19 protein-coding genes and 1 pseudogene are annotated in these 20930 nt (G+C 46.1%); 17 read left to right on the forward strand and 3 right to left on the reverse strand.

What is annotated here, in order from left to right; genetic code table 11:
* Positions 1-101: 101 nt before the first annotated feature.
* From yycF to ACH6EH_RS17170, 15 genes are all read left to right on the forward strand, one after another.
* Entirely contained in the window at positions 102-824 is a 723-nt protein-coding gene (gene yycF, locus ACH6EH_RS17100) for a response regulator YycF (RefSeq protein WP_397333219.1), read from the forward strand.
* A gap of 8 nt (positions 825-832) precedes the next feature.
* Positions 833-2662, forward strand: a complete 1830-nt coding sequence (gene walK / locus ACH6EH_RS17105; protein ID WP_483875085.1) for a cell wall metabolism sensor histidine kinase WalK — start codon at positions 833-835, stop codon at positions 2660-2662.
* Entirely contained in the window at positions 2659-3945 is a 1287-nt protein-coding gene (locus ACH6EH_RS17110) for a YycH family regulatory protein (protein ID WP_208203707.1), read from the forward strand. Before walK ends, ACH6EH_RS17110 begins: the two co-directional genes overlap by 4 nt.
* A gap of 65 nt (positions 3946-4010) precedes the next feature.
* On the forward strand, positions 4011-4748 hold the full coding sequence (gene yycI / locus ACH6EH_RS17115) for a two-component system regulatory protein YycI (protein ID WP_138227507.1): 738 nt from the start codon (positions 4011-4013) through the stop codon (positions 4746-4748).
* 25 nt (positions 4749-4773) lie between these two features.
* A complete protein-coding gene (locus ACH6EH_RS17120) occupies positions 4774-5577 on the forward strand; it encodes an MBL fold metallo-hydrolase (protein WP_138227506.1) in 804 nt (267 codons plus the stop codon).
* Between the two features lie 567 nt (positions 5578-6144).
* Positions 6145-7509 carry a S1C family serine protease gene (locus ACH6EH_RS17125; protein ID WP_208203709.1) on the forward strand — a complete coding sequence of 455 codons (1365 nt, stop codon included), beginning with the start codon at positions 6145-6147 and terminating at the stop codon, positions 7507-7509.
* Between the two features lie 228 nt (positions 7510-7737).
* Positions 7738-7905 carry a CxxH/CxxC protein gene (locus ACH6EH_RS17130; RefSeq protein WP_138227932.1) on the forward strand — a complete coding sequence of 56 codons (168 nt, stop codon included), beginning with the start codon at positions 7738-7740 and terminating at the stop codon, positions 7903-7905.
* Between the two features lie 391 nt (positions 7906-8296).
* Positions 8297-8776, forward strand: a complete 480-nt coding sequence (gene rlmH / locus ACH6EH_RS17135) for a 23S rRNA (pseudouridine(1915)-N(3))-methyltransferase RlmH (protein ID WP_138227504.1) — start codon at positions 8297-8299, stop codon at positions 8774-8776.
* Positions 8777-9154: 378 nt separating this feature from the next.
* Positions 9155-10378, forward strand: coding sequence for a serine/threonine protein kinase (locus tag ACH6EH_RS17140; protein WP_397333220.1), 1224 nt, complete (start codon positions 9155-9157; stop codon positions 10376-10378).
* 88 nt (positions 10379-10466) lie between these two features.
* Positions 10467-11747, forward strand: coding sequence for a hypothetical protein (locus ACH6EH_RS17145; protein ID WP_397333221.1), 1281 nt, complete (start codon positions 10467-10469; stop codon positions 11745-11747).
* Positions 11748-12120: 373 nt separating this feature from the next.
* A complete protein-coding gene (locus ACH6EH_RS17150; RefSeq protein ID WP_397333222.1) occupies positions 12121-12759 on the forward strand; it encodes a hypothetical protein in 639 nt (212 codons plus the stop codon).
* 120 nt (positions 12760-12879) lie between these two features.
* Positions 12880-14505, forward strand: coding sequence for a transposase (locus ACH6EH_RS17155; RefSeq protein WP_397333233.1), 1626 nt, complete (start codon positions 12880-12882; stop codon positions 14503-14505).
* Positions 14506-14667: 162 nt separating this feature from the next.
* Complete coding sequence (locus ACH6EH_RS17160) at positions 14668-15936, forward strand: HD domain-containing protein (protein WP_397333223.1); 1269 nt, start codon at positions 14668-14670, stop codon at positions 15934-15936.
* Positions 15937-15938: 2 nt separating this feature from the next.
* Positions 15939-16454 carry a hypothetical protein gene (locus ACH6EH_RS17165; protein WP_397333224.1) on the forward strand — a complete coding sequence of 172 codons (516 nt, stop codon included), beginning with the start codon at positions 15939-15941 and terminating at the stop codon, positions 16452-16454.
* 772 nt (positions 16455-17226) lie between these two features.
* Complete coding sequence (locus ACH6EH_RS17170; protein WP_397333225.1) at positions 17227-17379, forward strand: hypothetical protein; 153 nt, start codon at positions 17227-17229, stop codon at positions 17377-17379.
* A 258-nt stretch (positions 17380-17637) separates the two neighbouring features.
* Here the strand turns inward: ACH6EH_RS17170 and ACH6EH_RS17175 are convergent, their stop codons facing one another.
* From ACH6EH_RS17175 to ACH6EH_RS17185, 3 genes are all read right to left on the reverse strand, one after another.
* A complete protein-coding gene (locus ACH6EH_RS17175) occupies positions 17638-18336 on the reverse strand; it encodes an RloB family protein (RefSeq protein WP_397333226.1) in 699 nt (232 codons plus the stop codon).
* The gene (locus ACH6EH_RS17180; RefSeq protein ID WP_138227495.1) at positions 18317-19588 is read right to left on the reverse strand and encodes an AAA family ATPase; all 1272 of its coding nucleotides are present in this window, start codon (positions 19586-19588) and stop codon (positions 18317-18319) included. Before ACH6EH_RS17180 ends, ACH6EH_RS17175 begins: the two co-directional genes overlap by 20 nt.
* Before the next feature lie 166 nt (positions 19589-19754).
* Complete coding sequence (locus ACH6EH_RS17185) at positions 19755-19955, reverse strand: YjzC family protein (protein WP_138227494.1); 201 nt, start codon at positions 19953-19955, stop codon at positions 19755-19757.
* A 302-nt stretch (positions 19956-20257) separates the two neighbouring features.
* Between ACH6EH_RS17185 and ACH6EH_RS17190 the strand changes: the two genes are divergently transcribed.
* Together ACH6EH_RS17190 and ACH6EH_RS20245 are read left to right on the forward strand one after the other, a co-directional pair.
* Positions 20258-20668, forward strand: a complete 411-nt coding sequence (locus ACH6EH_RS17190; protein WP_397333227.1) for a hypothetical protein — start codon at positions 20258-20260, stop codon at positions 20666-20668.
* 93 nt (positions 20669-20761) lie between these two features.
* Positions 20762-20930 (forward strand): annotated as a pseudogene (locus ACH6EH_RS20245) (IS256 family transposase); the annotation flags it as partial.

Here is a 20930-nt window from a genome sequence, read left to right on the forward strand (position 1 = left end):
TGAGCAGAAGGGATCCCCGCCCTCCCTGATGTCAGGGACAAGCAGGTATGGTAAAATAGGGTCAACTACGGCTCAAGTGAAGGGTTGGGGTGAACAAGCACATGCAGGGAACGATTCTGGTGGTGGATGATGAGCAGCCCATCGCTGATATTTTAAAGTTTAATCTGGAAAAAGAAGGCTATGACGTCATCTGCGCGTTCGATGGCATCAGTGCTGTGGAGCTGGCGCTGTCCCGTCATCCGGATCTGATGCTGCTGGATCTGATGCTGCCGGGCAAGGATGGCATGGACGTATGCCGCGAGGTACGGGCTGCCGGCCTGCAGACACCGATCATTATGCTCACCGCGAAGGACGGGGAGATTGATAAGGTGCTGGGGCTGGAGCTGGGTGCGGACGACTATGTGACCAAGCCGTTCAGCACAAGAGAGCTGCTGGCCCGGGTGAAGGCCCAGATGCGGCGGCAGCACAAGAGCCCCTCGACAGAGCAGAACGGCACGGCACCGGGCGGAGAAGAGCAGGGGCTGCGGCTGCTGGAGCTGTTCATTGATACCGACATGTATATGGTCTACAAGAGCGGGGAAGCGCTGGATCTGACCCACCGCGAGTATGAGCTGGTCTATTACCTGGCGAAGAACGCCGGCAAGGTGATGACACGAGAGCATCTGCTGCAGGCGGTATGGGGCTTTGAGTATTTTGGCGATGTCCGTACCGTGGATGTCAGCATCCGCCGTCTGCGGGAGAAAATCGAAGAGAATCCGAGCAAGCCGGAGTATATTTTGACCAGGCGGGGGCTGGGCTACGTGATGCGCAGTCCCAAGAAGTGAGCCTGTCCATGAAGTGGCTCTCCTTCTTCCGCACGATTCAGGCGAAGGTCATTATTATTTATGTGCTGCTCATTCTGATTGCGATGCAGCTGATCGGTGTGTATTTTGTCAGCGCGATGAAAAATTCACTGACAAGCAATTTTACGACGGATTTGCAGGAGCGGGCGGAGCTGATGTCTGTCCTGGCCGCGAAGACGCTGGCCGGCGGAACCGATGGTGAGGAGGATCCCGTAGAGAGCCTGCAAATTATGGTCAACAACCTGTTTAATCTCGATGGCGCTGAAATTCAGGTGCTGGATGCGACGGGGCGCGTGCTTACGACTTCCCTCTCCTCCCAGGCGGAGTATGTCGGCAACAAGAACACCCAGACGGTGGTCAGCCGCGCGCTGCAGGGGATTCGTGATAATGAAGAGAACATTCTGGATGATGACGGTATTCGCAAGAAGGTTGTGGCGAAGCCGGTCATTTACAATGGCAAGATCGTCGGAGCCATCTATATTGTAGCGAGTATGAACGAGCTGTATGAGACGATGCAGTGGATTAATAATATTTTTATATCCGGGATCTTGCTGGCATTGGGACTGACGGCGGTGCTCGGTGTCATTCTGTCGCATACGATCACCCACCCGATCAAAGAGCTGACAAAGCATGCACGGGCGGTGGCAGAAGGACGCTTTACCGAGAAAACACCGGTGTTCGGCAGCGACGAAATCGGACAGCTTAGCCAGGCCTTCAACTATATGACGAGCCGCCTGCGGGAGGCGCTCTCCCAGAACGAGGAGGAGAAGGAGAAGCTGGCGTCCATTCTGACCAACATGAGCGATGGCGTGATTGCAACCGATGAGTCTGGGCGCGTCATTCTGATGAATCGGCGGGCGGGGCAAATGCTCGGCGTCGAGGGCGAGGAGCTTGCCGGACAGGAAATATCAGCCCTGCTGGGCCTTGCCCAGCCGGAGGGAGATGCGCTCTCCCGGGGAGAAGGGCTCGATTCCCGGCTGCTGGAGATTGCGCCGCGCGAAGGGGACCCGGCGCTGACAATGCGGGTGACTTTTACACCTATTCACCGGCGCGACACCGGCATTACCGGCACGATTGCGGTGCTGCAGGATGTGACGGAGCAGGAGCAGCTGGAGTCCTCCCGCCGGGAATTCGTAGCGAATGTATCGCATGAGCTGCGCACACCGCTGACGACGATCAAGAGCTACACGGAAGCGCTGGGAGACGGCGCGCTGGAGGATACCCAGCTGGCGTCCCGGTTCGTGAACGTTATTCAGAACGAGACGGGGCGGATGATCCGGCTCGTCACGGATCTTCTGCATCTATCCCGCCTGGATTCCAAAGAAGCCGCGCTGCGCAAGCAAAAGGTGGACATTGTGGAAATGCTGGAGGATGTAGAGGACCGGTTCTCGTTTCAAATGCAGCAGAAGGACATTACAGCCGTTATTGATGTGAAGGAGGGTATCTCTCACGCCATGCTGGACCGCGATGGCATTGACCAGGTGCTCGACAACCTCATTTCCAATGCGCTGAAATATACCCCGGACGGGGGCAAGATTACGATGGAAGCGGCTTTAACAGGACAGGGTATGCTGTCCCTGTCAGTCAGCGATACCGGGATCGGGATTCCGAAGAAGGATTTGGAGCGGATTTTTGAACGCTTTTACCGGGTGGATAAAGCCCGTACCCGCAATATGGGCGGAACGGGTCTGGGTCTCTCCATTGCCCGGGAAATTGTACGGGCCCACGGGGGCCATATTACGCTTCACTCCGAGCTGGAGCAAGGCACCAAGGTAACCTTTACGCTGCCGCTGGTGGTGGAAGGAGGCAAGAGCGCATGATGGAGCGCGTGAAGACGGCATTTTTGGCTTTTTTGGTGCTGTGTAGTCTGATCCAGAGCTATTTCCTCATCTACCGCCTGCCAGGTAGTGAATCGGTCGTGCAATCGGGAAGCTCCTACATCGAGACAGACGAGATGGGACCGGAGGAGCGGACCGAGAATCTGATCTATCCGAAAAATATGGTCGTTCACCTCGGGGAGGACAAGCATACGGTGTTCTATCCCGGCCAAATGTTCTATGACCTGATCTATAACCGGATTAAGGGACGCACCTTTGACAGCTTTCAGCGGCGGAGCGTCAGCAATATGGACTGGTCTGCCCTTCGCCGTGCGACACAGGGGATTGAGCTGAACTTCGGCTCCGGCATGCCGGTTACGCTGCTGCAGCGGGTGATGCAGATTACGCCGGACTCCCTGTTCGAGGGAGAAAGCATCCACAAAATGTGGCTGTACAGCGTAGAAGGTGAGCCGAAGGTGCATGTGCTCTTTTTCAGTACGGAAGGAAATGTTGTGTATGAAGCGGCCCAGGCCGATTTAACAGCGCAGGATATCGGACAGCTCGTGGATTTCGGGCAGGATTGGGTGCCGTATACGCTAAGCGAGGATGCTGCCTACTATATTCCGGAGGAGCCGCTGCCGATCGTCTCGCTGGAGCTGACGATGAACAGCTATACGGTAGAGCAGATGCAGCGAAGCCTGTTCTTTGACCCTGGCATTACGCGGAACATTCGGGAGCGGGACGGCTCGGAAATCTACACAGACGGCAAACGGAGCCTCCAGGTGGATGAGAGCCAATACCGGATTAACTATACAGATCCCGCCGCGCCGCCTACCGGCGAGAACAATCCCGGACGGGACGTATTGACGGCGATCAGCTTCGTCAATCAGCACGGAGGCTGGAGCGGCAGCTATCGGCTGAGCCGGACGCAAGACGTTCAGGACAGCCGCCGGGTCGAGTTTCAGCGGTACGATCTCGGTCTTCCCGTACTGGACACCCCGGGACTGAACTACGGCCTTATGACGCTGGAGCTGCAGCAGGGGACGGTGACCTCTTATGAGCGCTCACTCCTGTATGCAGAGCCGGTAGAGAAGGAGAAGCGTCTGGATCATCTGCCTGGCGGTGAGGATTTAAGGCAGGTGCTGTCACAGCTGCCGGACAATGTGTCCATTGCCGGCCTGCAGCCCGCCTACCGGCCTGCCTTGACCGGGAACACCCTCGTGCTGACGCCCGTCTGGGCCGTTGTACAGCCCGATGGCAGCTTGACGGATCTTAGTGGACTGTAACGGCAGCGGTCAGCACCCTGCTGCGCAGTAGCCTTGAACACACCTAGCGAGAAGGAGGACGGAGGATGGATTGGGGACGGGCCAAAAACGTATTGATTTACGCCTTTCTGCTGCTCAATCTGGTGCTGGGCTACCAGCTCTGGATGGATATGCGCGATCGGGCGGGCGCGAGTCCGGACTTTACCTCCTTGTCCGGGGCGACCCAGCGCATGATGGAGGAGAACCGGATTCAGGTGCTCAGTCCCATCCCGGCTGAAACGCCGCAGCTGCCCAAAATATCATATACCTACCGTCCCGGCGCACAGGGTGATCCGGTGCCGCTGGAGCAGCCGGTGGATACCCGGCTCATCTACGGTGAGCCGAAGGAGCTGCAGAGTGCGATCGGGAATCAGATTGCGGATCTGGAGCAATACCGCCATGATCCGCAGTCAGACCGGGAGAGTACATTCGTCTACCGGCCGCTCGTACATGGCCAGTGGCCGCTGTTCAATGTAGAGCTGGAGCTGTTTCACGAGAGCCAGAAGATTGAGTTCTACCGTGAGCCGGTGCTGGAGATCGAGCCGACAGGAGATGTGGAGGAGCAGAAGGTGCTCTCGGCCTCCAAGGCGCTCAGTACGCTGATTGAGCGGAATGTGATCCCGCCGCGTTCGTCCGTGAAGGACATCCAGCTGGGATACTACGGGCAGATGTTCGATACGGAAGTGGAGCTGGCAGCTCCTGCATGGCGGTTTACGCTGGATAACGGGGAAATGATTTACGTTCAGGGCATCAGCGGGGATGTGTTTACACCGAAGAAGCCATAAAGCAAACATAAAGGGAGTGGAAGAAATGGCGATATCTTTTTCCGTACTGTCGAGCGGCTCTACAGGCAATGCGACGATCGTCCGGAACGAGGATACGACACTGCTTATTGATGCCGGCCTCAGTGCCCGGCGCATTGATGAGCTGCTGAAGGAGCGGGAGATGTCCGGGGAGGAGATCGACGGCATTCTGGTCACGCATGAGCATTCTGACCATATTAAGGGTCTCGGCGCAGTCGCGCGGAAATACAATCTGCCGATCTATGCCAATGAGAAGACCTGGGAGGCCATGAACCGCTCGATTGGCAACATTGCGGAGGAGAACCGGATTGTGCTGCAGAGCGATGAGGTGAAGGATTTCGGCACCCTGCGGGTAGAGCCGTTCGAGATTTCCCATGATGCGGCCGAGCCCGTAGGTTACTGCTTCTATGACGGTGATCAGAAGCTGGGGGTCGCTACCGATCTCGGCTATGTCAGTGATAAGGTGATGCGGGCGATTGAGGGCTCGGATGTGCTCGTGATGGAATCGAACCACGATATCGAGCTGCTGCGCATGGGCCGCTATCCGTGGAACACGAAGCGCCGCATTCTCGGCGATCTGGGGCATCTGTCCAATGAATCCGCGGGCGAAGCGCTCAGCGAGCTGCTGACCGGCGATACCAAGCGGGCCTATCTTGCCCATCTGAGCCGGGATCACAACATGATGGACCTCGCCAAAATGACCGTGCGGGACACGATGGAGGACCGCGGCTGCTTTTTCAAGGACAGCGAGTTCAAGCTGTGCGATACGTACTATGACCGCTCTACCCCATGGGATGAGCTGAAGAAATAAGTATTATAATTCATAGCATGAATGACAGGACATCACCCTTTCCAGGACGATGGCAATGGTAGTGGCAATGGCAATGGTAGTGGCAATGGCGGACACCCCTTTATGTTCGGAGTAGGAGCTCTTACTGCGGATGGAAAGGGGTGTTTATTCAGGTGAAGCAGGAACCTCAGGAATGCGACTGGAGGATGACGCGAGATCACTATAAACTGGATGTAATTTACATAAAATATTACACTCGCTTGACACAGAAATCACGGTCAAAGACCTGGTGTTGTGGTACAATGAACGAAGTACCGGAAGGTTGAAGAATACCGGGAAGAAATGACCACCGGGCAAGGAAGCATGCCGATTGAGGGCTTGTTTCTTTTTTCGTCCCTGGACTGGTAAAACTATGGTTGAAATGCAAGGAATTGATAGATGCTTCTGCAGGGCTGAACGGTGGTAAAGAATAGGTAAGAAGTACGCTTTTTGAAGTGGCAGCTATGAACAGTGCAACTTTTTGGCGGATGTAACAGTTATATAATAAGTACATATATTTTCGGACGGGACCAAAGGGGGAGCGGCCATATGGGGTTGTTTGATGATGATTTTTACTCAACGAGAGTATCCGGACGGGAGAGCAGGGAACTGAAGAAGGCCCCGGCCCCGGCAAAATGGCGCGTCAGCCGCCGCCGTAAACCGCTGTCTACGCTTCAAATTTCCGCGATCAGCTCGGTATGCAGTGCCCTGATTGCGGTGCTGCTGTTCAGTCTGCTGACCGGACATTCCACCGGCTCATCCCCGGCTGCAGGCCTGAGCGGCCATGAGCTTACCCCGACGAACGGCGATCCTTACGAGCGCCTGGTAAATGCAGCTGCCAAGGTAAGGCCCTCGGTCGTCAGTGTTGTCACCCATAAGGACCCGGAACCGGTGCTTCCGGAGGAGCAGGAGCTGGCTCCAGATGAGGCCTCCCCGGAGGATGAGTCGTGGCTGGAGGAGCTGCCGGAGGATTTTGATTTTGGAGAGAATTTCGATTTCGGTGAAGAGTTTGCTCCGGACGGCGGGATGGAGGAGAACTCGCTGGGGTCGGGTGTGATTTTTAAGAAGATAGAGAACAAAGCATATATCGTGACGAACAACCATGTGGTGGAGGGCGCTGACCGGCTGGAGGTCGTGACGGTGACCGGCGAGAGCAAGGATGCGGTGCTGATCGGGACCGATAAGGTGAGTGATCTCGCCGTGCTGTCCATTGACAGCAAGGGTATCGGCGAGGTTGCCGAGCTGGGAGACTCCTCCAAGCTGCGCCTCGGCGAAACGGTGTTTGCGATCGGCAATCCGCTGGGACTGGGCGATTCGCTGACGTCCGGGATTATCAGCTACACGAACCGGGTCATCCCGGTCTCCTTGAATCAGGACGGCGTGTATGACTGGGAGGCAGAGGTCATCCAGACGGATGCCGCCATCAATGAAGGCAACAGCGGCGGCGCGCTTGTGGATCTGAACGGCCGCGTGATCGGAATTAACACGATGAAGATTGCGGAATCCGGCGTGGAGGGACTGGGCTTTGCGATTCCGGTCAATGACGTGACAGAGATTGTGAAGGAAATTATGATGACCGGTAAGGTGGCGCGCTCATACCTCGGTGTCTACACGGTAGACCTGGGCAATCCGTACGCCCCTCTGAGCAAAAAGGATCTGGAAGAGCTGAAGCTGCCGAAGGATGTGCAGGAAGGCGTTGTCGTCCTGGATGTGCTGGGACCGGCCGAAAAGGCAGGACTGAAGCTGAATGATGTGATCACTCAGTTCAACGGCAAGCCGATTACGACCACCTTGGAGCTGCGCAAGTTTCTGTACCATGAAACAAAGGTCGGCGACAGCCTGAACGTGACGCTTTACCGCGAGGGCAAGCAGCAGGATTTGAAGGTGAAGCTGGAGGAGAAGCCCGGGGAGTAGGGAATAGCGGAGCTGTTCCTCCATATGCGCGGGGCGAGCCTCGAATTCCCTCCCCGCGCGAGACCGGCACCGGGTGCTGTTGACAGCGCGGTGCAGGGGGATGCCTGAGATTACGGGTTTCTTTTTAAGGCGACGTGTGTTAGAACTGAAGAGTGGTCATACTGTGAACAACAGGGATGACAGATCGGAATACATGCGACTTGGGATGGACAGAAAGGGATGCTTACCATGTACGTTGTGTGCAAAGAGCACGTAGAATTGGCAATTGAGAATTTTGTAGACGAGTTTGAGGACGCTCCGGACATTGTGGATCTGAAAGAGACCGAGTTCTCCGATTGGGATCCTCCCGTCAAGTGCGTGGAGTGCGAGCGGCATGCGGAGTTTCTGGTAGTGTAGCTTTGCAAGGCCTATGGGCCAGCGGAATCTGGGCTTCAGGACGCGGAAGAGAGCGTCAGGCGTGTAAGCCAAGTCATAGAATAGATGAGGGGAGAGCGTGCTTTGGCGCTCTTTTTTGTTTTGGGGATTGGAATGGGAAGAGTGGGGTTGTGCAGGTGCGTTGGAGAAGGAGAGTATGTAGCGGGGTACAGCGTCAGTGTGAGATTGTGAATGAGAACGAGTGAGCCAATGGCTGCGGCAGCAAGGTGTTGGTTGGGTTGGAGAAGGAATGTGTGTGATTGAGAGAGGGAGAGGGACGAACGAGAGAGAAAACGGCTGTGGCCGCCAGATGTGGCTGGGTTAGAGAAGGATCCTATGAGTGTGGCTGTGATTGAAAAGGAGATGTGTACATATGCTGATTCAGATTATCGGTGTGGGCAAGCTGAAGGAGAAGTATCTGGTGCAAGGCATTCAGGAGTACGCGAAGCGCCTGACGCCGTATGTGAAGTTTGAGGTGCTTGAGGTGCCTGACGAAAAAGCACCGGATTCCCTGAGCGAGGCTGAGGTCGCTCAGGTGAAAGGGCGCGAGGGGGAACGCATCCTCGCGCTGATCCGGGAGAGCGCGCATGTGATCGCGCTCGACATTGGCGGCAAGCTCTGGAGCTCGGAAGAGCTTGCCGCTGAGCTTGACCAGCTCGGCACGTATGGGACGAGCCATGTCGTGTTTGTCATCGGCGGGAGCCACGGGCTCGCCGATGGGGTATTGCGCCGCGCGCAGCGGCGCTTGAGCTTCGGGCGCATGACGCTGCCCCATCAGCTCATGCGCCTGGTGCTGGCGGAGCAGGTGTACCGGGCGGTGAAGATTAATCGGGGGGAACCGTATCATAAGTGATGGTAAAGGAAAAGTTTGAATTGACGATACCGTATAAGATGATAAAATTTAGAAAATGAATGGTTCACTGCATGGTTCCATACCGATTGAGTTGCTGACTGAGGAAGTTCATTAGAGTATCTTAAGGTACAGTGTTCATTGTCAGCTTCCTTTTTGGTTTATGGGTGCAATAGAAAGCAACCTCTGTCTGGATTGTAGAGGTTGTTTTGCTATCTCTGCGGTGGGGTATAAGATCAAATTAATCTATCTGACTGTTGTAGGGATACTTTCTCATATGATGTACAAACAGTTTAATAAATATGGTAAAATGAGGATATTCGACAAGAAAGGGAAATACTGTGGCTTAAATTAAATGTGATAACTGACTAGGGGGTAAATATGGCTGTTCCTGTGCATGAAATTGATGAGTATTTACGTGTACAAACCCGAAAGATTAATGCTCAGTTCTCTAACATGAAAGATGCATCTGCATTATATGATGACTACTATGAAAACATTGAGAATGATGACCTTAAACAAGTTTTCCCACTGTTTCATGCCATGTTAAATAATTTATTTTCCTTCATGAATCAGAAGCTTTCACCAGGATATGGTGGACATTTCAATGCAGACCCTAGCCGGGAATTAATTGATGTGATTGAAGCTTTTCAGAAGCTTCAGGCAAATTTGAAGAAATCACCAATTGCTTTTGAATTGGATCCATACTATGTGGAGTTAATTGGTAGATGCAGTACCTTTTTGAGTAAGAGCGGGGGCAGCACTATTCCCGCTGATTTTCCAATGATTGAACTGATTGAGCATCGAGCTATATTTATAATGATGAACGTCGTCGAAGTTAAGCGTTCATTCAATAAAGAAGTCTTTCAAACCAAGCTAATCGGTGGTGGGTCATATGCTCAGGTATTTAAATACAAAGACCCGTATTATAACCGTTGGTTTGCCCTAAAGCGTGCTAAAACTAATTTAACTGCCAAGGAATTACAGAGATTTAAGAATGAGTACGAGATTACACGTAAGTTTAATTCGCCTTACATTATTGAAGCCTATAACTACAACGATGAGAAGCATGAATATACCCTTGAGTATGCTAATGGAGGAACGCTTGCTGATTACATCCGCGACAATAACACTAAGTTGGATATGCAAGATCGGCTTAAGCTTATTGGTCAGCTTTTCAACGCTTTCATCTACATCCATGAGAAGGAAATATTGCATCGAGACATTAGCTACCACAATATTCTGATTCATCAGTTCGATCAAACGTGGACTGTACTCAAGATAGCGGATTTTGGTCTAGTAAAAATTCCAGAAAGCTCTTTAACGAGTACAGATTCAAGTGTTAAAGGCTCGCTAAACGATCCTGACTTAACAAAGGTGGGATTCGCAAACTACGAAGTGAGGCATGAGATATACGCTCTCACTCAGGTTGTAAACTTTTTGCTCTGTGGGAAGAAGCATGGAAATGGACTCTACAGTAAAAGTCAAGCGGTTAAGGAGTTCCTTTTAAAAGGTTTGGCTGCAAATATTGATGAACGCTTTAGTTCTATAAAGGAAATGGCCGATGCTTTTCAAAGTATAAAGCACGAGTTATTGAAGTTGTAAGGCAGCAGAGTATTTTGAGAACAGCATAAATAAAGTTTTAGCGAATGTAGGCATTTATGATTTGTTACCTGTTAAGGAGCGTAACCGAATGGATAGTGAACGTATTAAACAAGGGCTATACAGTCTTTCTATTGCGACAAATGTAAGTGAAGTTGTTGAAACTTGGGTAATGATGGGGGAGTCTACGGAAGATAAGTCATCAATTATCTCTTTAGACAATTATCACAGAAGTGTATATCCTACTGAGTTGAATAAAGTAATCAACAATGCCGATAGCCACTTCATTCCTTACTTTGAGACGGACAAGCTATATTTTATTGATGACGAGTTATTGATTGAAACCGTTAAAAACGGGGAAAAGGACACCACATTTGGTCTTGATTACTCAATAATGCTGGACACAAATTATGCTAGCTATATACATAATTTTGTGAGTAGAGATTATTCGACTTTAAATAATGAGATATTTACTACAATTGACCTGCTCATCAGGAATAATTTTAATTATGATCATATTTTTTATATGATAGAAAACTATAAAAATTCGTTTGTAAATATAGAAGGTGGGGATGAAAAGACCAAACGGGATAAAAAGACCAAGTTATACCTTAATTTGGTCAGCCTCGAACTTTTCAAGAGCATTAATAGAGAAGAATATATTAAAACAGGAAAGTTGCAATATGGTATTACAGAAAATGAAGCACAATTGCAAGCCGATCAAATCTTTAATGGAATTTTCAATTCTGCATATGCACAAGAAGGGATGGATTATTTCTTAAGAATACAGAGGTATATGGTACTATTCATAATAGGGGTAATGCAGATTAAGTTTGAGTCGAAAACAACTGTTCATAAGAAAGTTCAGAAGCTCTTTGAGTTTTCAACTAATATTATTGGTATATATTTTGATAGAGAGTTTGTTATTGCTCATAAGTATTTCACTACACAAAACGATGTTAAAATGCTCAATAAAATCAATAAAGGAATGAGCCCCAAAAAGGTGCTTCAATTTATTGAAAACATAGCCTGGGATTTCTCTGTACCTAGGATTATGGAGCGACAGCTGTTACACGGTGGAAATGGACGTTATTTCATCCCATTTTTTCTAAGTAATGATCAAAACTTAAGAGAAATACTACGACTTTTTAAAGTCAAAGGAATAATGTACAGTAAGTCAAATGACTTTTTTGTTCCATTTACTAAAATCATTACTCAAGAATATTTTGACGCTCATAAATACAATGTTGAAACTTACTTTACGGAAGAAGCACTTACCCGTAGGGCAGCAACATATGAGCGTAACAAAGATAGCCTTCCGCAAGTTATCGAAAGAGAATTTAATAAGTTGACAGAAATAATGGGTTTATAAGTTATAAGTACTGTACGCAGTCAGCGTCGGGGCAATCGAGCCCAGCTGCAAGCAACATTACATGATCCAAACAAACTTGCCGTTACAGATAGCGCGGTGAAAACAGTATCACAAGTGACGGTAAAGGAAAAGTTTGAATTGACGATACCGTATAGTTTGTTGTTTGTGAAATGATAGCGTGCAGTACAAAAACATCGGAATGTCAGCTGAAACAGATGTGATTGTACTAAAAAGTTAGCCTTGATATTAACTTTATTGAAAGGTAGTATATTAATATTGGAAATAGTTCAAAAGTCCTTGTTGAAATTATAAAGCAGATCAGAAGTATGTTTGTCCCTGAGAGGTGAAGCAATTGAGGTTGAATCCCATTGAGGTGTATGATTACTTAACAAGTATTGGTATTACATATCTTTATCATGCAAATACCGTTAAGACTTCTTGCACATTTTTACGCACGGGAGGACTACTCTCTCGTGGGGCTGTAGAACATTTTGGTCTTGTTCAAACGCCTCAATCTTCAGACAAAATTGATAGGCGGTATAATGTCTGGAACGATATTTTTCTTGATAGTGTCGATTTGCATGGGGGTAGATTTCCTCGACAAAATCTTTATGGACCAGTACTCTTTAAAATTAAACTTAATGTACTCCAACACCCAACTCTTCCAGAATTATGGGTTACAAAGGATAATCCTACACGTTGGTATGACGGTCAGGTAGACAGTGAAAGATATATGAACGGCATAGAAGAATTTAAAACGTTGTATGCAAACGGATCTTATAAAGAAATGATAACCATTAAAAACACCTACGGTTTTCTGCCCTTCGATTCTTATTTGGAGGAGATTATTTTAGATGATCCACAATTACGAATAGTCAGTGATGGTAGAGTGTTTTTCGATGAAGCTGCCCATGCGTTGAAAGATGCAATGAAAAGTTGTAGTTATAATTTAGACAATGTTACGAGGACAAGAAGAATTTGTAACATTGGTTGCTATTGTAGGGCTTGCTGAACGCTCATAAAATCGCTAAAAACCGCATAACAACAAGGGCTTTTGGTGCTTTGTGTCGAATTCATATGCAAAGGAATGCATCGAAAGTGCAGCAAAAACTTTGCAGATGGAGTGATGGAAGTGTTCAAACCGACCGCGTATCTCGAAAATCAATTGATCATGCCAGGCGATTTCTTTCTCCCTTTCGGAGGGAAACTGAACGAAGAAAATCGCTGGGTTCAGTTGGCGCGGTTGGTGCCTTGGGTGGAAGCCGAGAAAAAGTACGGACAGTTTTTCAAAGACACGCTCCGCGGTCAACAAACGATCAGTTTGCGGATGGGGCTTGGTGCATTAATCATTCAAGAGCGTATGCAGTTGACGGACAGAGAAACCCTGGAATCGATTCGTGAAAATCCCTATATGCAATACTTCATCGGTCTGCCCGGATTCGCGATGAAGCAGCCGTTCCATCATTCCATGATGACGCATTTCCGAAAGCGCTTGACGGAAGTGCTGGCTGAACTGAACGAGCTCGTCGCCTCCACGGGCGCGAAGGAAACAAAAGACGATGATGACAGCAATGACGCAAGCGGCGGTGGTCAAGGAAAAGTAAAACGCTCGAAGAAGGAAGTCCCTGCCGTTCAAGCCGAACAGCAAACGATGTTTGTGGAGGCGTCGGATGAATCGTCAAAAGCAGGACCACCCCAGACGGCCGCAATGCCAGAGAGTCCTGAAGCGACAACGTCTGTTTCTGAAGCGCATCTGGTATCGACAGCGTCAGAAGCGACAGCTTTGCAAAATCAAGGGACCATGCTGGTAGATGCCACTTGCGCGTCAGCGGATGTAGCATATCCCACAGATCTGAACCTGCTGAATGAAGCGCGGGAGAAGCTCGAAGCGATCATCGATACGTTGCATGAACCGTTCATCGGACAAACGGCGAAACCACGTACGTACCGGGAAAAGGCACGCAAACAATTTCTTGCCGTCTCCAAGCAACGCAGGCCGGGACCAAAAGTGATTCGCAAAGCAATCAGACTTCAGCTCGGTTACGTTGGACGGAACCTTGCCATCATCGCCGAACAAGCCGAGGTGCAGGAGCTCACGCTGCTTAGCCGCAAAGCCTACCGAGACTTGCTGGTCATTCATGAACTTTACCGTCAGCAGTTACACATGTACAATGCACGTTCTCACCAGATGGAAGATCGGATCGTCAGCATTCATCAGCCGCATATCCGGCCGATTGTACGAGGGAAAGCCAAGGCACGCGTCGAGTTCGGAGCCAAGATCGCAGTAAGCATGACCAAAGGCTATGCGTTCCTGGATCGGCTGTCCTGGGATAACTTCAACGAGAGCACGACGCTTATTGACGTGATCGAGAAGTGCCGCAAGCGTATGGGATTCTATCCGGCTGTCGTCCAAGCCGATCAAATCTATCGCACGCGCGAAAACCGGAGCTTCTGCAAGCAACATGAAATCCGACTCAGTGGACCAGCATTGGGGCGCAAGCCGAAAAATGGACCGACAAGCGAAGAAAAGCAAGTTCTCAAACAGGACACCGGCGAACGAAACGCGATTGAAGGCAAGTTTGGAGAAGGCAAGCGCAAGTATGGGCTTGGCTGTACTCGCGCACGCCTTGCAAAGACAAGTGAATCGGTGATTACGCTACAGCTTCTGGTGATGAACTTGGAACGTAGGCTCCGCGTTCTTTTTTTCCTCATTTTCACGATGCAGTCTCGTGGACGCCTAGCTCTGAAGGTTGGATAAAGAATCGTTCAGCAAGCCCTAAATTAGTATTCACGTATTTGTCATATTTTGTCTACATGCTAGAAGGAGATTATGCACTAAAATTGAATACTAATAAAGTAAATTAATTATTTGCAAGAACGCATGTTCGCATTTATAATATGAGATAGGGGCGGGGTTGAAATGCCTGAAATAAGGGATCCAATTCATGGCTTTATTAAACTGAGTAATGATGAAATGAGTATTATCAATACAAGACCATTCCAACGATTGCGTCGTATTAGGCAACTCGCAACTACTTACTTAGTCTACCCTTCCGCGGAGCATACACGTTTCCCACATTCGATTGGAGTCATGCATGTATCGAATCTTATATTTAATAAATTAATTGAAAAACGATCTCAAGTCCTTGAATGGTCAAAAGAGGAGGTTGAACGATACCGACAGATGTTGCGGCTGGCATCGTTGCTTCATGATGTAGCTCATGCTCCATTCTCGCATGCAGGGGATAATCTATATGATGAATCAGTCAAAGGCCACGAAGGTATGGCGGGCAAGATTATAACTGAGACGGAAATAGCCCCTATTGTTAAAAGAATTGGCGATCAGTATGGTTTTGGTGTAGAGGAAGTCGCCGCAATGATTACAGGTGATATATATAAAAAGGAGATTCGGTTACTTACGAATATATTTGCATCTGAATTAGATTCTGATAAAATGGATTACTTACTTCGTGATTCTCTTTATACAGGTGTTAAGTATGGAAATTTCGATTTAGAAAGGATTTTGAATGTAATTTCATTGTTCCCCAAAGAAGGTACATGGCATCTTGGTTTTGAATATGATGGTGTTGAAGCCGTAGAGGGTCTTATTTTGGCGAGATATTTTATGTTCTCACAAGTTTATTTACACAGAACCCGCAGAGTATATGACAGAATTCTACATTACTTACTAAGGGATATTTTACAATCTTTATATAATGTTGACAAGCTCCCTATTAATGTTGAAGAATATCTTAAATTAGATGACTATTCTGTCATAGAGAAGGCAAAGACTATTAATAGTGTCTGGGCTGATAGCTTTTTGAACCGGGTGCATTTAAAATGTGTCTGGGAAACAGAAGCAGTTGGTACTAAAGAAAATAGAGACCAACAAAGAAAATATGATTCAATAATAAAAGCAGAACTTGAAGAAAAATATAAACCTGAAGAAGTTATTGTGGACCAATATCAAAAAGCGCCTGTTAAATTTGAAATCGATGAAGTACCTACAATAAATATAATAAACAAGGAAAGTAATATATTAACGCACTCGTTTAAAGAAAAAGCACCTATTGTAGCAAAACTTGAAGATCCCATATATATTTTCAGAGTATATGCAACTGCGACCATTGCGCAGCAAGTTAGGGGTCATATACAGATGAGATATGAGATTCTCAAAGGAGGAAGGTAATAATGAGTTTACAAGCAATTGTATCGTATTTAGCACGTAAGAAGGAAACTATCCAAGGAAAAAAAGCATTCCAAAAGTTTATGTATTTTATCGATGCTAAAGGAGTTCCTACTCAATTGAGTTTTAGAATCTATCATTTTGGGCCTTATTCATCCGATTTAGATTATCAAACAGATAACTTAGAACTAGAGGGTTCAATTACTATAAGTAAATCAGGTGAAAAGTTTGTTATTCAACCAGGCGATAAATATGAGGAAATACTGATTAGAGAAGAAGCGTTTATAAGTCAACACTCACACATTATAAATTCGGTAATAGAATTATTACCAGATGAACCAAAGGTATTAGAGCTCTGGTCAACAACTCATTTTGTTGCAAACTCTATGTTTAAGATGTATCAAACGTTTGATAAAACTAAAGTTATTGATGAAGTTAAAAAAATCAAACAAGATAAATTTTCATTAGAACAAATCGACGCAGCTTATGACAAATTATTTGAACTTGGATTTTTGCCATAAAAAATGGAGACCGATAATCGGGTTCCATTTTTCTTATGGGCAAAATAATGATAAATCAATAGTACGTAGAATTTCGCCATAAGAGTGATACGGTGAACCGTATCATAGGTAGGGCGAAATTTTGGATATTAACTGCTTAAAAGGAGCGGAAAAGATTCTGATATGTTAAAGGGCAGGGTAGTTAAGCATATGACTTCAGCAAATTATTGATCTGTAGGGTCGACTGGTTTATTGTAGAACTGTTTATATCGCTCCAACGAGTTCTTACAATTTTTCCTGACATAGTCTCGTTGCTTTCCAACATTATATCCTTCATAGTCAGAATAGAAGGTTCCCGTATCTAAGTGTATACTCGTAGCGTTAGATGCCATGCGGCTTTCAGATTCTGTTGTAATTTCTACACTATCGTAAAAGCGACTTCTTTTAGCATCTACAATAGTCGCTTTCCAGCCTTGCTTGGTTTTAATATCGCAAGTCGGACTCTAGCAACTATTGCTACAAGCACTTCTTGTTCATTGTTCTCGGCAGTAACAAATGCGTCGATTATATGCTTATTATTAGCAAGGTCAAGAACTTGCGTGACATCATGTGTTTTTATTTCATTCTATTCATTAGCCATGTTACACCACCTAACCTTTCAGATAGAGATATAGATTATATCTGCAATATATAGACGATTTTTTATATCAAAGTTCCAATGCAATTCTGAGCATTTCCTGGAAAAGAAGAAGCCCCTTCCCATTGTTTCAGCGAGAGGGGCTACGCTTAAAAAATGCTTCTCGGTCTCCTCGTTGAAGGCGAGCTCGACGCTGCCGACGCGCTTCCTGTCGTCCAGCGTGATCCTTTTCACTATCAGGTGCAGCAGGGTCTTGCGCTGCGGGAACGGCGAGTGGCGGAGGAGAACGTGGAACCGGCCCATCAGTGAACGAACGAGCTCGTAGGAGACGGGCTCGGCCTGGTCGTATCGGAGCTCCAGCTGCAGCTTCGACCTGCTGTATTTTTATTTATCTTTTGTGAATGTCTGTTTGTTAATTTCGCCTTTAGAATGATACGCCCAATAATACCAAAAGTGAATTAGCCTGACTTATGATAGGTGGGGGCATATCATATTAAAGGCGAATCATAGTAACGCACAAGAAAGTACTATGATTCGCCATTACAGATGTAGTTGAGAGGACGACAACTACGTTTCTGACCTTTCCATCTCATATAATATTCTTTCCATAAGAGAATGAACCGTTGTGAAAGGATTCATTTTCTGGATGTCTTTTTCCAAACTAAGATTTTGATTCTTGAAACGTTCTTCGAGAGCGTATGCATGCGAAATCGCATTTCTTAAGTTATCGCCATTTCCAATGATCTGTCGAATAAGACCAGAGTCAGCTTTTGTATACTCTTTACCTAATGCAGCCTCTAGCCGATTCCCAACTTTTGTTTTTGTATCTGAGTAGATGGGTTCGACCTGTTCAAAATGCATAAGTAACCAGGTTTCAAATAACAGATTCGTTAGAGACAGTATATAATTATTAGTTGACGAGAGCATATCAATGATAACCCGCTCAATATCAGTTGGAGCATCGCAATCGAAAACAAGATGCTTTTCATACAGTGCATATTTACGAAGGTTAGTCTCCTCTCGCAAAAACTCCTCAGCGAAATTCAATACTCTTTGGGCGTTGCCTTTTGCTGGGATGGATTCTATATCTAGATGTGCAAACTTATTTTGATTCCTGCGAATGATGTCAGCAAAATGCTCAAAATATAAGACCTCGGTAGGGCCTTCGCAGATAAGAAGCACCTTACCTAAGTTGCTAGGACGAGTTTCGATTTGTCTTGGAACGGAAGGATTTAACCGGGCGATGTCAGTCACCACCATTTCCATTCTCTGCTGATTGGAAAATAGGGATTGCTCCGTATTTCCCGCTGAAGTAGTCCTTGTTGTAAGTGGCATCTTGCCGGACCGTTTTCAAGTCAGCTAAAGAATATATCGTGGAGGCACCGAATTCATTCTTGTCAACAAACAGAATTTCATCTCGACGGAACTGGTCTTTATTCAAGATAGATGTATCATGAGTAGTAAAGATTAGTTGAGCTTGATTTTGATTCTTATCAGATTGGAATATATCAACAATGAATTTTGTAAGTAACGGGTGGAGTCTGGCTGACAATTCATCAATAACAAAGACCCCCCCTTTTTCAATTAGTGTTAAGATCTCCTGTATGAACGAAAGAAACCGCAATGTCCCAGATGATTCTTGAGGAAGGTCAAAAGCTTTGCTGCCTACCCTTAGGCCGGCTTCATTATACACAGAATGTATCGTTTTAATTAAAGGTTCTTGTTCTTTTTGTCCCGTTTTCTTATTTAAGACCCACTCTTTTTCAATTTTTATATCGTCAATTCCTACATCGATTTTTCTTATATATTCAGCTACCTTTGAACGAAACATGTCATCTTGAACAAGACGCTTGGAATGTGACCATGAATCTACTGTGCCTTTGATACTGGATTCGAGAATCAATTCAAAGTGGACATTAAATCGGTTACGAAAATAGTCTTTGAAACAATCAACTGTTTCTTTCATCTCATCAGTTGCAAAATAATCAAGTACAGAAAGATAAAGACGATCTTCGCGATATTTTTTAAAGTTTTTTAATTGAGCCTCGTATTTTTTACCAAAAGAAATCCCCTTATTATCACGGTCAAATACATTAGTATTATCCACAGTAAGCCATTCTGATAAGATAAGTGATTCTTGAATGGAGAAACCGTATTGAAATAATTTATTTTGATGAAGGAAAACCATTTCTAACTCAATACAGGAATCATTATTTTCGCTTAGCAAGAAAGGTTGTATTGATGTCAATTTTCTTGAGTCTAATTCTTCATTCATGTGCTCAGACTGATTTCCTTGAAATAGGTGGCTAAAAATTATCCGCTCGTACCAGTGCATAGCACTAATAAGGTTTGATTTGCCGCTCGCATTAGCTCCATAAATCGCTAACGTTTTCAATAAGTTTACTGAATCATGCTTTATTATGTGTGAAGGGTGTTGGGTATATGAAGTAGCGCGCATATCTAAAACGACCTCGTCACGAAACGAAGAAAAGTTTTTACATCGAAACATAACTAGCATGATACCACCTCCAAAACAAACTAACTTCGAAAAAATCTCTGTTATCAGTTATTATATATGATATGTCCGAGTAATAAACCTAAAATTACGAAAAAATCTAAACCGGGATATGTAATATCAATAAATAAGCAAGACTTCTCTATAGAAGTCTTGCTTATACTCAAGATCATGCATAAGATGTCATTTTCCAAAAGGCACCTTTGTCACAAGAGTTAATAGGTGGAAATACTTCGCCGTTCTCCAGCCTAATTTTCATTTCTTCGGCTGTTGGCCTAGGAGAGTTTGTTCCATCGGTGTAACCATCCCATGCGTAGTATGCATTTGCGGGAGAACGTTGTCCTGTTTTATAGCGATCTCCGATTGCCATAATTTATCACCTCCTATAAATACGGAAAATGGGAATATGTGTTCTTATAAATTGTATCGATAAACGCAAGAAATAGCAAATACGTATGTTTTTTATTCATGATGATTTAGCCTTAGAGATGATCTGCCGAACCGTATCACAACCAAGGCGAAATTTTTGTGTGATGGAGAGGGAGTTTAGGATAACGATTAAGAGTTGTTCTTTTCAAAAAAAGGAACGAAGAATTGTCAAGGAGATTGATTCGTACAAGAAAGTCTGTCTAATGGTTATATCTGAAATTTCAAAGAAGGTGGTAAGCTACTATGGCAAGTCAAAGTTTCAATCAAAAGAAGAAAGATTTAACTTCCAGATGGCTTAATGAAAATGGGTACAAGTACGAAGAGAAAAGGGAAGGTTTCATTGCTTTCAAGAATTCCACAAACCCAATTTTAATTAAAAGCTTCGGTAGGGAGCGAAGTATAGCTAATCAAGATACACAGTTTACCTTAAAGAGGAATGACTTTGAAAAACACACTGTGCAAGCAAATAACCTAAATTGTGTGGATTTGGTATATAGTCTGTATCTAGAGAGACCGACAGGCTCTTATCAGTTAATAATTAAATGTGATTTTCTGAAAAAGGAATTTACGAATTACGCTACCATTAACTTCAACACCCAGGACTTTAGCTATTTTAAATCTCAAGGGATTAAAGTCATTTCTGTACCTAAGTGAAAACCATGCCGTGAATACGAGAGTCTGTAAAATAGATTGTGTAAACTCCCAAAACTATTAAAATGAAACATAGTAGAAAGGTTGGGAGAACACATGGGACTTTGGGATAAACAACAGCTGCGGGCTTTCATTAAGGAGAATAATCTGGTGACCGCGCAGGATGCACAAAACGCCTTAAAAGATCTGTTTGCAGAAACACTTCAGGAAATGCTGGAGGCCGAAATGGACCAGCATTTGGGTTACGAAAAGCATGTCGTGAAGA

It is taken from the genome of Paenibacillus sp. JSM ZJ436 (genome assembly GCF_044383795.1).
Lineage (GTDB): Bacteria > Bacillota > Bacilli > Paenibacillales > Paenibacillaceae > Paenibacillus_AQ > Paenibacillus_AQ algicola.